The organism is Alkalibacterium psychrotolerans (assembly GCF_054784355.1).
In genome coordinates this window covers 80,614-92,884 of sequence record NZ_BAAGPH010000006.1, presented here as the reverse complement: position 1 = coordinate 92,884, position 12,271 = coordinate 80,614, and the positions used below count along the sequence as shown (strand labels likewise).

Genomic DNA, 12,271 nt, shown 5'->3' with positions numbered 1-12,271 from the left:
CGTTAGAGTGCGTCATGTGAATTCATCCTGTCTATTGAGAGTTAGTGGTAACTTCAATATAACATGAAATTCACATGGCGTTTTTTTATATTAGCCTAGGTGGCTAACTTCATTATAAAATCCAGCTTATACTATCACTCTTATTCGGTTATTAAAATCATATCACATTCTAGCTTTCAAAACGGCACTATTACAAAAGTAATGCGATAACACTTGACTGAGAACTTGAGAGAACTTGAGAGAACTTGAGAGAACTTGAGAGAACTTGAGAAATTTTGTGACTCAGTCTAGTAAAAAGGTAGTTCTTTGTTTGAACGGTCGGTTTTCGGTTAGACATATAAAAAACACCTTCAGAAGGAAAGTGTCTTGAAATACTGTATAGAAGCTTACTTAAATATAATCGGAGCTTTTCGCATGTACTTCTGGTCGTTTTTGGCTGTACTTCTTTGGATATCTTTTCCGCCGCCTTGCTTGTTCTTTATCAGCTTCTGCATTTTTTCTTTTGGAGTCATATGTTCCACCACCTCTATAGTTGTTGCTTTATTTATTGTTGATTGCGGTTCGCTGTTGTATCTCTTGAGCAACACATGAATCCCCCAGAAGGTAACGTTTTGAGGCTCCATTCGTTTCATTCGTTTCACTCATTACGCATACTATATCCGTACGTCACTTCGTTCCTACGGCTCTAGCAAACTGTCACAATTCAGCAAACTGGTTTGTGCTTAAAAAAAAGAACCCCATTTTTGATGGGGTTCTCCATTTCCATATACACAGTATTCTTATCGTTTACTGAATTGTGGAGATTTACGCGCTTTTTTAAGACCTGGTTTTTTACGTTCTTTCATACGTGGGTCACGTGTTAGAAGTCCAGCTGATTTCAGTGCTGAACGGAAATCAGGATCTACAAGTAATAGTGCACGAGCGATTCCGTGACGAGCAGCGCCTGCTTGTCCTGAGAATCCACCACCGTGAACATTAATTGAGATGTCATAGCTGTCTACTGTATCAGTTACAGCTAGTGGCTGTCTTACTACTAAATGTAAGTGATCAAAGTTTAAATATTCAGAAATATCTTTACCGTTGAAAGTAATTTTACCAGAACCCGGAGTCATGATTACACGAGCTGTTGAGTTCTTACGACGACCTGTTGCTTTATATTGTACTTGTGCCAATGGATGTCCCTCCTTAAATCAAGTTTGTGATGTCTAGTGTTTCTGGCTGTTGAGCTTGGTTCTTGTGCTCAGGGCCAGCGTATACGTGAAGTTTTTTAACTTGCTTGCGTCCTAATGAGTTGTGTGGAAGCATACCTTTAATTGACATTTCAATTAAACGTTCCGGTCTTTGAGCACGGATTGTTCCAGCTGACATTTGAGTCAATCCACCTGGGTGTCCTGAGTGACGAGAATAAATCTTGTCGCTTGCTTTCTTACCAGTTAATTTTACTTCGCCTGCATTAATTACGATAACGTGGTCACCAGTGTCTACGTGTGGTGTATACGTTGGTTTATTTTTTCCGCGTAGGATAGATGCAACGACTGTTGATAGACGTCCCAAAGGAATGTCTGTAGCGTCGACTACATACCATTTGCGTTCAATGTTGCTTTCATTTGCCATAAATGTTGTACGCACGATCTTAACCTCCAAATTTTTCATTCAAAATTCAATTTTCTGCAATAATTGCTTTCCCGGGCTTTAGCTGTACCGAGCTAATATAATGGGGAAAGACTCTCATTGTTTGATCCAATATAAGTTTCCGAGGCCTACAGTGGCGGCAAACAATACCGTCTTATATCTTAACGCGAACGAGTATGAATGTCAACATGAAAAGCTGATTTAATTGAAATAAATTGTACTTTTTTTCCTTACTCTATCACCACCTTGGACCGATTATGCTAGAGTGCCGGTATAAGCTTTTTCAGAGTATCAGACACTCCCACCTAAATTAACACTTAAGTCTTCTATTTTTTCTCGAATGTAACAGGCCTGCTCTTTACATACATGTGATACTTTATGACCATGCAACGCTTGTGATATAATTAAAAAAAGAATCGTGAGGAGGCGTTCCCATGCATTTTTTCATCTACACCCTGTTTGGTGGTCCCGTTGAAATATACATTATACTCGGAATCGTTATTTTTCTTATCCTACTAGGTCTTCTGCTTTTTGTCGTATTAAAGAAGATACTGGACAACAGAACCTACCCTAAAGACAATGATTCTGTAAGAAATATTCTCGAAGAAGAATACGCCCGAGGAGATATTTCGGAAGAAGAGTATGAAAAGGAAAAACAGAAGTTAAGTAAGTAGTCGTTTATTTACGAAAAGAAAGACCAAAGTCTATCAACTTTGGTCTTTCTTTTCGTATTCTTAATAATTCTTTGACCTGAAAAGTTATTCTTCTACCACTTCACTATTTGAAATCTTCACGACTGTACAATCCCCTTGAAAATCTATATGATACCGTCAGTAAAGCTGATGAGAAAAGAATGACTAAAATAATAATTTGAAGTGTAGAAAGCATATCATACAAGCTTTGAAATCCCCAATAGTCAAAGTTCTCTCCTTGAATATATACTGAATAAACTAGTGCGGATAGAATAATAAAATGGCCGATAAAACTAAATACAGCAAACCCTTTTCCAACTAAATATTTTAGTGGATAATACGCTGATAAATACAAGGCGATAATCAAGAATGCTACTGACAATTCACCAACCCTAATGACTTCAAAATGACCATTGAACAGACTTATCAAAAACACAATAACTAGATAAAACACCCCTGTCAGTAGGCTGTACAGATATTTACTTAACACTATTTTCCCTCGTGAAACGGGTAGGCTGTTGATTAGTATATCATTATCAATTCCCTCATTGAGTTCGCTTGAGATAGGGGAAAAACAGCTAAGTAATATTCCAAGATATAGTATATTCCCAATGATTCCTCTCAGAAGAATTAATATAGCTAAAAAAATGAAATCAATTACAATTTGCTTTCTATTCACTAAGTACTCTTTCATTAGTAATGCTTGCATGAGGCTCTCCTTTCAGTGTATACACCATGATATCCTCTATTGAAGTAGGTTCAATCAGTACCTTCTCTCCAAACAACTCTTTGAAAGCCTGGTGCTCTTTCGACAAGCCCTGAAATCCCATATCTGTCTCTTTTAGATGAATAAACAAACTTTTCAACTCTGCGTCCAATAGTACAGATGGTCCCCTAATCAGCTTAAATTCATCCTGCAATTGCTCTTTTGACTGACTGCACACTAACTGTCCTTTGTTTAAAAATACAATGTAGTCTGCGACTCTTTCTAAGTCATTAAGAATATGCGTTGAAAATAGAATCGTTTTGTCTTCATCCTGAATAATGTCAGACAAAATATCCAGTACCTCTCTTCTTACAAGGGGGTCTAGTCCAGATGTCGGCTCGTCCAAGAGGATCAAGTCAGCATGATGAGAGAGTGCAAGAGATAAAGACAACTTCATTTTCATACCCGTTGATAATTGACTGACTTTGGATTTCAGAGGTAGTTCAAATAGGTTTATGTAGTGAGAAAAGAGGTCATTATCCCATTTTCTATAAAAAGCTGAGACCAGTCGACCTGTCTGTTTAACTGATAAGTGATCGTAATAGCTATTTTCAGGACAGACAAATCCAATGCGTTCTTTTATCTTTTCTTCATTTCCTGCCATCTCTTCTCCGAAAATCTTTATTGAACCACGGCCAGATTTGAGCAAACCCATAATCATCCTGATTGTAGTTGTCTTTCCAGAACCATTCGGGCCTATTAAACCTGTGATATAGCCTTTTTTTACACTAAAGCTTAGCTTGTCTATTGAAAAAGATTCGAATGTTTTACTCACCTCTTTTAATACAATCGCATCTCTAGTCATTCACTTTCCTCCTTAAATTTGTTTTCTAAAAGTACATGGAGATCTTCGAGCGATAAACCAATCATCTTGGCATCCTCTATGAGGATTTTAAAATTGTCTTCTATTTGTCTAACTTTACTTTCTTTTAAAATATCTACGTCCTGTTTAGCTACAAAAGTGCCTTTCCCCACAAGTGACGTTACATAACCTTCTGCCTCCAAATCCTCATATGCCCGTTTAGTTGTTATTACGCTGACTTCCAAATCTTTAGCCAGCTTTCTCATTGACGGCAGGGACTCGCCTTCAACCATCTCACCGCTTAGAATACTTTTCTTTATCTGATTTTTAATTTGTTCATATATCGGCTTATCCGTCGTTCTCGAAAGAAGTATATTCATAACTCCTCCTAAATGATTATATTGTGTATATTCATTATACACACTTTTATTGTTAAAAGTAAACCCTATTTTATGACAAAATTAAATATTTAAAATACAAATCTATCTCATATGAACCCCTTAAAACATTCAAGTTTAAACCTAAGTAAACACAAAAAAGCCCCAGGTATTTAACCTGAAGGCATTTCGTATTGCCAGATATATTGGCTTCATATTTATTACAACTCAAACGAAACTAGTTACACTATAAAAAGACTTAACAAAATAATAAACAGTGGCAGTCCACCTGCAAAAAGAATATCTCTTTTTTTGATGGTCATCTGCAGCTGCATCACGCGGTCTTCGCTGAAGCCTTTGGACTCCATAGCTAAAGATAAACGCTCTGACCAGCGTACCATTCGGACCATCATCGTAAAAAGTGGCTTGCTGTCCAGAGGCTTCACAGGAATATTTCGGACCTGAAGCGCCAATCTGGACTGTTCATGTTCAGTCTTGATAAGTGAGGTCAGGTTCACTGCGGTCAAAATAGCGTAGCCCATCTTCATCGGCATCTTAGCCTGCTGAATTAGACTGGCAATCAGTTCACCGGAGTCTGTTGTCATTCCGTAACTGATTCCCAGCATCGCAAAAGCAAAAATGCGCGAACTCAGATTCAATCCATTCACCAAATCTCGTCCTGTCGGCAAGGCTAAATCAGAAGCGCCAGAAGCAAATTGAACGCCTTGGGAACTAAATAGCCAGCCGGTAAAGAAGTAACTCATCGAAATCACCGCAAGCGGCAGGATTACTTTCATCAGCCGGGCAGGCTCGGTGCGCCTGGAAGTAGCTAGAAACAGTATCCCTAAAAATGAAACAGCCAGATTGACTCGCCACTCAAAAGTAAGCCCTAAAGCGATACTGCCTAAAAGAATTCCGACTGTTTTTGCGGTCGGGTTGATTGAATCAATCATCTTTGCTTCCACACCTTCTTCTCTTTGATTTCAAAAATTTGATCAGCATAAGCGTCAACCAGATGACGGTCGTGACTGGTAAACAGGCAAGTCATCCCTGCCTGACACAGTTCACTGAGTTTATCCATAATCAGTTTGGCATTGGTCGCATCCTGTCCGTAAGTCGGCTCATCAACTAAGAGTAGCTGCTGCTTGCCGACAGTCATGCAGATGACCGCCAGACGGCGCTGCTGACCTTGACTGATAACCCAGGGTGACTGCTGTTCTTTCTGTTCGAAGCCATGTTTAGCCAAAATCGCTCTCGCTTCCGGTTCAACCTGGCTTTCCGCAACCGTCTCCCAAGCTCGCAGACTGACTGCCATCTCCTCTAAGAGGGTTGTTTTGACAAACTGCAGAGATGGATCCTGGAACACTAGGCCCACTTGAGCATAGAGGTCTTTAGGCTTAAGCTTCTTTGTATCATCTTGATTAAGTCGAATGTCTCCCTTGTAAGGGGACGCTTTTAAAATCGCCTTGAATAATGACGATTTACCGACACCACTTGGGCCAATCAAGGCAGCAAGTGACCCTTTTTTCAGTTCAAAGCTGGCGTCCTCTATCAGTGTATGAACCGTGGTTTCTTTTTTGAAGAATGAACGGCGGACGGTTTCTTCATAAAAAACGGATACACCGTCCAGTTCTAATATAGACTCATCCGATTGAACTGGATTTCTGTTTAATTCTAGCTCATCCAGCCAGATTCCTTCTTCTATCAATCGACTAATTTTATCCTGCTGATTGGTCAGCTCAGACAAATCCGTGAGCTGCTGATTGCCAGCCATCAGAAGCCAGCGGTCTACACCCATCCACCTTTTGACGTGATGGTCGATAATCAGAACAGCTTTCCCATTGGCAGTCAGCTCTTTGATATAGCTAGTATAAGTCTGCATCGTGTCTTCATCCATATTGGCAAAGGGTTCATCCATGATAAAGAGCGGCACATCGGTCAGCGAGGCACAGACAAAAGCTGCTTTCTGCAGTTCCCCTCCAGACAAGTCGTCAAAAGATCGGTCCAGCAAATCAGTCAGTTGAAAGGCAGCTGCTTTCTCCTCGATGATGCCGTTAATTTCTGATAGAGGTGTCCGGGTATTTTCCAGGCAGAAGACCATTTCCTCTCTCAACGTTCGCATGGAAAATGACAGCCGCGCATTCTGGAAAATCGTCTGCACTTTGTCTGAGCGCTCCACTACCGACTGCCCGCTTATATCCTGATCTTTTATGGCAAGTCGGCCAACAGACTGTTTTCCACCGTACTCAGGATAATAGCCGTTTATCAAATTAGCCAGGGTGCTCTTCCCACTGCCACTTCTCCCGCAGAGAAGGACGGTCTCACCCGCTTGAATATCAAGACTGACTTGGTCAATCAACTTTTTTCCTTCTATTTCAAATGTCAAATTTTCAATTGACAGAACCGTTTCACTCAACGGCTTCACTGGCTTTCAGGTTGTGATTCAATACGCCGGCTTCATCCAGCTTGTCGCACAACCATTTCGCCACGAAACCGGTGAAGAACAAGGCGCTCGACAGACGGATGACGAAAATCGCCAGGACGATACCCCCGTTCATAGCCAGGTAGTTGTCCCTGTAACCTGTCCAGACAAAGGAGAATAGTGTGGTAATCACGGCAGCCAGCATCGATACTTTATAGGTATATTTTTCATACCGAGTAGCAAAGAAGGCCAGCTCGACGCCCATCCCCTGAATAAAAGCGGAAATCAGTACGATGGCTCCGAACATATTCCCTAAAAGAATCTGCACGAGTGCAGTGGCCACTTCAGTGACAACACCGACTACCGGTTTTCTAATCATGTAGGTAGTGACGAGGGCTGCCGAGTACCAGATACCATAAAAAGGTTCATAGCCGAGTATGCCGAGTCCCATCGGTGTCAGTACAGCAGTCAAAGCCGTTCCTGCATATACAGCCATTAAAAAGACAATCCCAAAAACAACGGCAATCAGTGACATGAGTAAATAGTCTCTGAGACTTAATGGTTTTCTGTTCATTGGACATCTCCTTCTGGTACATTGCAGTGCAGAGTGAACTGGCTGACGTAGTGACTGACTTCTTTACCTACAGTGTTGGAGACATATTCTAAATAGTCGAAGACTTCCTGTGAGCTGCCGCCCAGATTAGTGCCGTAATGACCAGATCCGGTCACCACACCGCGGTCAATACCTTCGTTGACCACTTTTGCAATGGTGCCCATGTAATTGTCCGAGCCCATTGGATATAAGGCAAATTTTCCGATAACCGGGAAGTCGATAGCTTTTGTTTCTTCATTGTTGACGCGTGGGTTATCCATTTCCAGTGTGTAATCACTGTCTGAATCACCAGGACAGCCTTTTGAAACAGTAGCCTCCAGCGTCATATGCACGCCTTCTTTATAGGCATAGAGATACGCCGCTTTCAGTGCATCAAAGACAGCTTCTTCTTTTCCCCGGTAAACGGTAGAAATATGATCAGTCTCCGCCCATACTTTCGATAAATCGACTTGCTTGATTGCCCCCAAAATAATTGAGAAAAAATCATCACTCATTGGTGATAAGTTAAACCGTGCGCCAGTGGTTTCCATAGTGGAACCAGGCTTTCCAGCTGCACAACTTCCGTAGTTGACATAGTTTTTTGACATAAAAAAATACTCCTCCAAACGAAAAAAATCCATAGGAAAGAGCCATAATATATAAGATACTTCCTACGCAGCCATTACGCTGATCAGGTTACTGGTCTGATATACATCACTCTCAGCCTCCAATTCGAGACTCCCAGGATCTTCCGTATTTAATTTTTTATTCCATAGTTACTATACCAAGTCACAGGAATGATTACAATACATTTTTAACTATTCAAAGCATTTTACCAACAATTGCTTACTTTTCTAACAGCTTTACCTGCATAATCCAGTCCAGCTGCTTATCTTCTCCCATGTAAAAAGAGTGCGTTCCGACTTTCTCGAATCCTTTTGTTCTATAAAAAGCTTTCGCCGGTTCATTATGCTCCCACACACCCAACCAGACACTTGTGCAGTCTTGCTTTTCAGCCATTTCGAAAGCCTTATCTAGCATTATTGATCCCAAGCCTTTACGCTTATAGTCTTTTCGAATATAAATCCGCTCGATTTCCAAGCCAGCCGGGGCAATATTCTCTGTCTGCGCTTCTTTAAGATTAAGCTTCATATAGCCAGCCAGCTCATCTTCAAAGTATAGAAAATAGAAAAAGGCGTTATCGTTTTCAAGTTCCGCTTTCAACTTTTCTTTACTACAGGCAGTAGACAAGTAATCAGCCATATCCTGTTCAGTATTATCTTTCTCGAATGTGTCCTTGAATGTTTCAATGCTAATTGACTGAAGTGTCTCCAGCTCGTTCAGTCCGACTCTTTCAAATCTTATCTGCATTTTTTCTTCCTCTTTTATTATTTAGTCTAATTTCTGAATTCAGTAAAATACAGTTCTGATTGATCTACTGCGCCTCTTAGTCTGTATAATTTGGTCTGGGCATTCCCTATCTGACCTTGAGTGACTAACCCTTTGTCTTCCAGTTGTTTACCAACTGAAATGAACTGATCTTCGTTCAACTCAATATCAGTATAGGTTTGCCATACTCGTCTACCGTTGTCCAGAATCGGAGCCCCTTCTTCAGTTAGGGCCGGGTTAGGGGCGCGGTATTCTCCCAGGTGCATCGCCGTCGACGTATCATAATCCGTTCCAACAGCTAAAACCAGGGCATCTTTATCGTAAAGCTTTTTCAGAGGAGACTGCTCTCCCAAGCCAAAGTTGAGGCTGTGGTCTGCTGTCAGTTCTTCCGCCTCTTTTCCCCAGGCACAGAAGGATACCGCTGGATGACTGCTTCTCTTCACATTCGGATAGGTTCGGAACAAGTCAGCCACTACTCCCATCGACGGACAAGGTGTTTTATCCGGATCAAAAGCAGGCATTGTTTCCCGAATAGTCTCCCACCAGCTTTCCGGAACGGGTGGGTTCTGCCAGTTAGACGGCTCGCTCCAGTCTCCCGGCTGTGCTGGCATAATTAAAGTGCCGACTTCCGGATCAATCACGGTCATCAATGCATCTATAAATGCGGCTGCACCACCGTTAACCCAGCCGACTTTTGATAAAGAGCTATGCACCAGAACAATAGCATCTTTCTTTAAGCCCAGCTCCTTCAACTCTTTTGCAATCGACTGCACAGTGTTTGGATAGCGGGTTCGTTTTATCAGGTCTTCTCCCAAAACGTTCACTTCCTTATTTTATTTACTATTTATGTAAAAAGCCTGCATCAAAAGCAATGATCCAGGCTTTTTCTCTTCTTTATTTTAATCTTCTGATGGAACGATTTCAATGGTCTCAGAGGCCAGCTGAAGTTTATTTTCAGATGCTTTAATTCGTTTCAATATCATTCGGAAGAGCTCGTCTCTGATTTTACGGCGTTCTCTAGTACCTACAACATACCTGAGGCTGACTTTAACCCAGTTGTCATCAAATGAGACAAACACCTGGGGTTTCAGTGAAGCATTCTCTATTCTAAATCGACGTTTCATCTCTGTCCATTCTCTTTCAGACTGTTCATGATACGTTCCAATGACCTCATCAGCTACCTCCAAAAGCATGGCCCTTGCATAGTCAATGTCACTGTTGAACCGAAGGGGAATATGGATTTCATCCCATAGAAACTGAAAATCAGCGGTGTAATTGTATACAGGAGCCGTAAAAATGGAGCTATTCGCCACACGGACAATTCTGCCGGTGTACTGGTCACCATCCACCCATTCTTCCATTTCCATCAAAGTCGTCCGCAGCACGCCAATATCGATGACGTCTCCTTTGGTGCTTCCTAGGAGCACTCGGTCGCCTGTGTTGAAAAAGTCTCCAAATAAAATGGCAAACCAGCCGGCAAAGCTGACGATGACTTCTCTCAAAGCATAGGTAACCCCGGCACCCGCCAACCCAATGGCTGTTGTAAAGCCAGTCAGGTTACTTCCAAATATGTAGAGAAAGAGTATGGCCAGCATGAGGTTATTTATCCACTTGGCTACCTTGCGCGTCACATACCAGTTACTCGTGTTTTTCAGCCGGTTGTACATACGGTTCATCAAAAAGCGTCTCAGTATAAGCAGAACCACTGATACTAAAGCAAAAATAATGATGTTAGCAATAATTGGATAAGCCTCTGCGTATGTTCGTATCGTCTGCAAGTGTATTCACGTCCTTAACGTTTATGACATACTGGATAATGCTCTATTTCTCTCAGTTTATCATTAAGCGTATTCTTTTTTGAGAATTTGCACTCGACACCTGTGTTCTGGGAGAAGCATTCGGCTGGTTGGATGTCTGGACGTCAGGATGGACAACTCGCTCTTCCACGACTCTCTCAGTTGGCTAGTTAGACGTCAGGATGGTCAACTCACTCTTCCCATGCTCTCTCAGTTAGATAGCTGGGCGCCAGGATGGGCAACTCGCTCTTCCCATGCTCTCTCAGTTAGATAGCTGGACGCCAGGATGGACAACTCGCTCTTCCCATGCTCTCTCAGTTGGCTAGCTGGGCGCCAGGATGGGCAACTCGCTCTTCCACGACTCTCTCAGTTGGCTAGCTACACGTCAGGATGGTCAACTCACTCTTCCCATGCTCTCTCAGTTAGATAGCTGGACGCCAGGATGGACAACTCGCTCTTCCCATGCTCTCTCAGTTAGATAGCTGGACGCCAGGATGGACAACTCGCTCTTCCCATGCTCTCTCAGTTAGATAGCTGGGCGCCAGGATGGTCAACTCGCTCTTCCACGACTCTCTCAGTTGGCTAGCTAAGATAATTGATTTCATGATGAGAGATAAAAATCTGTAGATTTTTATCTACCTATTTGATTCAATCAAGTGAAAAGCCCGCTTGACTGCTCTCTCAAGAAGGATAGGACCATTAGTCATGGCTTCTTTTAAAGACATTGGTGCATCAACAATTGGCAGGATTGCTTTAATCCCTTCTTCAGGAAAATGAGTTAAGCCTTCTTCAATTTTTCCGGCAAAGACTAGCACTGATACGCCTGATTTTTTTGACATGCGGCTTATGCCAATCGGAACCTTACCTTGGAGTGATTGATTATCAAATTTACCTTCTCCGGTTATAACCCAGTCTGCATCCTCCAGCAGCAGATGCAACTTTCCCCGTTCAGCTAATAAGGTAAGCCCACTTTGAAACTTGCATTGAAAGAAAGACTGAACCGCAAACCCAATACCGCCTGCGGCTCCTGCCCCTGCTTCATATTTATGGTCTGTACCAGTGGCCCGACTGATTAGTTCTGCATAATGAACCAGAGTCTTTTCGTAATGCGACATCTCTTCCTTCAAGAGACCTTTTTGTTCACCAAAAACCGAAACGGCTCCATTTTCTCCCAGCAAGGGATTGGACACATCCGAAGCCATTTCAATGGTTACTTTTTTCAGCCGCTCATCAAGATGAGTGGTATCAATAGATTGCACCTCTGCCAAATTGACGGGCAGTATCGGTAAGGGCTCATTGTCTGCATCTTTAAATGTCACACCTAGAGCCTGAAGCATGCCTATTCCCCCATCAACTGTTGCGCTCCCACCCAAGCCAAGAATGATGGTTTCTGCACCGTAATCAAGTGCGTGCTTAATCTGCTCACCGACACCAAAACTTGTATGATTTCTAGGATGGAAAGTGTCTTCTTTCGCCTGAATGATGCCGGCTCCTTCAGCGACTTCAATCACAGCCGTATTATCTTTTGATATCCAGCCCCATTTCCCTTTATACGGAGTGCCATTTACCCCAGTGATTGTCTGCGTAACTATGTCACCTTTCTCAAGGGCGGTGAAGGCATCCACTGTTCCTTCTCCTCCATCAGCTATGGGGAAATTGATGACTTCGTGCTGCGGCAGGGCTCTTTTTACTGCCTGATTCGCCTGCTCGCTTGTCATCGATCCCTTGAAGGAATCGATTGCTGCAATTATTTTCATCTTTTTTACTCCTTTAATTTCTCTGTGGTTTATTTGAACAGTATCA

Annotated in this window: 15 protein-coding genes and 1 riboswitch; of the genes, 1 reads left to right on the top strand and 14 read right to left on the bottom strand. The window is 42.3% G+C overall.

Going from position 1 to position 12,271, the window contains the following annotated elements; translation table 11 throughout:
- Positions 1–386 precede the first annotated feature (386 nt).
- The 3 genes from ACYVLS_RS01615 to rplM form a co-directional block, all read right to left on the bottom strand.
- Positions 387–632, bottom strand: a complete 246-nt coding sequence (locus ACYVLS_RS01615; protein ID WP_460320474.1) for a hypothetical protein — start codon at positions 630–632, stop codon at positions 387–389.
- 147 nt (positions 633–779) lie between these two features.
- Positions 780–1,172: a 30S ribosomal protein S9 gene (rpsI, locus tag ACYVLS_RS01610; protein ID WP_460320472.1), complete on the bottom strand. Its 393-nt coding sequence runs from the start codon at positions 1,170–1,172 to the stop codon at positions 780–782.
- Between the two features lie 13 nt (positions 1,173–1,185).
- Positions 1,186–1,629, bottom strand: a complete 444-nt coding sequence (rplM, locus tag ACYVLS_RS01605; RefSeq protein WP_460320470.1) for a 50S ribosomal protein L13 — start codon at positions 1,627–1,629, stop codon at positions 1,186–1,188.
- Positions 1,630–2,066: 437 nt separating this feature from the next.
- On the opposite strand from rplM, the gene ACYVLS_RS01600 reads away from it, so the two are divergent.
- Entirely contained in the window at positions 2,067–2,306 is a 240-nt protein-coding gene (locus ACYVLS_RS01600; protein WP_460320468.1) for a hypothetical protein, read from the top strand.
- A 103-nt stretch (positions 2,307–2,409) separates the two neighbouring features.
- Here the strand turns inward: ACYVLS_RS01600 and ACYVLS_RS01595 are convergent, their stop codons facing one another.
- The 11 genes from ACYVLS_RS01595 to ACYVLS_RS01545 all read right to left on the bottom strand — a co-directional run bounded on the left by ACYVLS_RS01595 (position 2,410) and on the right by ACYVLS_RS01545 (position 12,225).
- Positions 2,410–3,033 (bottom strand): ABC-2 transporter permease, encoded by a 624-nt coding sequence (locus tag ACYVLS_RS01595; RefSeq protein ID WP_460320465.1) that lies wholly within the window; start codon positions 3,031–3,033, stop codon positions 2,410–2,412.
- Entirely contained in the window at positions 2,996–3,895 is a 900-nt protein-coding gene (gene pmtA, locus ACYVLS_RS01590; RefSeq protein WP_460320463.1) for a phenol-soluble modulin export ABC transporter ATP-binding protein PmtA, read from the bottom strand. Before pmtA ends, ACYVLS_RS01595 begins: the two co-directional genes overlap by 38 nt.
- A complete protein-coding gene (locus ACYVLS_RS01585; RefSeq protein ID WP_460320460.1) occupies positions 3,892–4,272 on the bottom strand; it encodes a GntR family transcriptional regulator in 381 nt (126 codons plus the stop codon). Before ACYVLS_RS01585 ends, pmtA begins: the two co-directional genes overlap by 4 nt.
- 239 nt (positions 4,273–4,511) lie before the next feature.
- Complete coding sequence (locus ACYVLS_RS01580; protein ID WP_460320458.1) at positions 4,512–5,234, bottom strand: energy-coupling factor transporter transmembrane component T family protein; 723 nt, start codon at positions 5,232–5,234, stop codon at positions 4,512–4,514.
- Positions 5,219–6,628 (bottom strand): ABC transporter ATP-binding protein, encoded by a 1,410-nt coding sequence (locus tag ACYVLS_RS01575; protein ID WP_460320456.1) that lies wholly within the window; start codon positions 6,626–6,628, stop codon positions 5,219–5,221. The genes ACYVLS_RS01580 and ACYVLS_RS01575 overlap by 16 nt, the downstream gene beginning before the upstream one ends.
- A 49-nt stretch (positions 6,629–6,677) precedes the next feature.
- Positions 6,678–7,265, bottom strand: coding sequence for an ECF transporter S component (locus ACYVLS_RS01570; protein WP_460320453.1), 588 nt, complete (start codon positions 7,263–7,265; stop codon positions 6,678–6,680).
- Positions 7,262–7,891, bottom strand: a complete 630-nt coding sequence (locus tag ACYVLS_RS01565; protein WP_460320450.1) for a YkoF family thiamine/hydroxymethylpyrimidine-binding protein — start codon at positions 7,889–7,891, stop codon at positions 7,262–7,264. The genes ACYVLS_RS01570 and ACYVLS_RS01565 overlap by 4 nt, the downstream gene beginning before the upstream one ends.
- A gap of 42 nt (positions 7,892–7,933) precedes the next feature.
- Positions 7,934–8,038: riboswitch (TPP riboswitch) on the bottom strand.
- A 91-nt stretch (positions 8,039–8,129) separates the two neighbouring features.
- Complete coding sequence (locus ACYVLS_RS01560; protein ID WP_460320447.1) at positions 8,130–8,654, bottom strand: GNAT family N-acetyltransferase; 525 nt, start codon at positions 8,652–8,654, stop codon at positions 8,130–8,132.
- Positions 8,655–8,680: 26 nt separating this feature from the next.
- On the bottom strand, positions 8,681–9,487 hold the full coding sequence (locus tag ACYVLS_RS01555) for an AAC(3) family N-acetyltransferase (RefSeq protein WP_460320444.1): 807 nt from the start codon (positions 9,485–9,487) through the stop codon (positions 8,681–8,683).
- An 84-nt stretch (positions 9,488–9,571) separates the two neighbouring features.
- On the bottom strand, positions 9,572–10,450 hold the full coding sequence (locus ACYVLS_RS01550; protein ID WP_460320442.1) for a mechanosensitive ion channel family protein: 879 nt from the start codon (positions 10,448–10,450) through the stop codon (positions 9,572–9,574).
- Between the two features lie 653 nt (positions 10,451–11,103).
- Positions 11,104–12,225 (bottom strand): glycerate kinase family protein, encoded by a 1,122-nt coding sequence (locus ACYVLS_RS01545; protein WP_460320439.1) that lies wholly within the window; start codon positions 12,223–12,225, stop codon positions 11,104–11,106.
- Between the last annotated feature and the right edge of the window lie 46 nt (positions 12,226–12,271).

Coding starts and splice junctions, on each gene's coding strand:
- ACYVLS_RS01615 (WP_460320474.1), bottom strand. CDS start 632: ATGAAACGAATGGAGCCTCAAAACGTTACCTTCTGGGGGATTCATGTG.
- ACYVLS_RS01600 (WP_460320468.1), top strand. CDS start 2,067: ATGCATTTTTTCATCTACACCCTGTTTGGTGGTCCCGTTGAAATATAC.
- ACYVLS_RS01595 (WP_460320465.1), bottom strand. CDS start 3,033: ATGCAAGCATTACTAATGAAAGAGTACTTAGTGAATAGAAAGCAAATT.
- pmtA (WP_460320463.1), bottom strand. CDS start 3,895: ATGACTAGAGATGCGATTGTATTAAAAGAGGTGAGTAAAACATTCGAA.
- ACYVLS_RS01585 (WP_460320460.1), bottom strand. CDS start 4,272: ATGAATATACTTCTTTCGAGAACGACGGATAAGCCGATATATGAACAA.
- ACYVLS_RS01570 (WP_460320453.1), bottom strand. CDS start 7,265: ATGAACAGAAAACCATTAAGTCTCAGAGACTATTTACTCATGTCACTG.
- ACYVLS_RS01565 (WP_460320450.1), bottom strand. CDS start 7,891: ATGTCAAAAAACTATGTCAACTACGGAAGTTGTGCAGCTGGAAAGCCT.
- ACYVLS_RS01560 (WP_460320447.1), bottom strand. CDS start 8,654: ATGCAGATAAGATTTGAAAGAGTCGGACTGAACGAGCTGGAGACACTT.
- ACYVLS_RS01545 (WP_460320439.1), bottom strand. CDS start 12,225: ATGAAAATAATTGCAGCAATCGATTCCTTCAAGGGATCGATGACAAGC.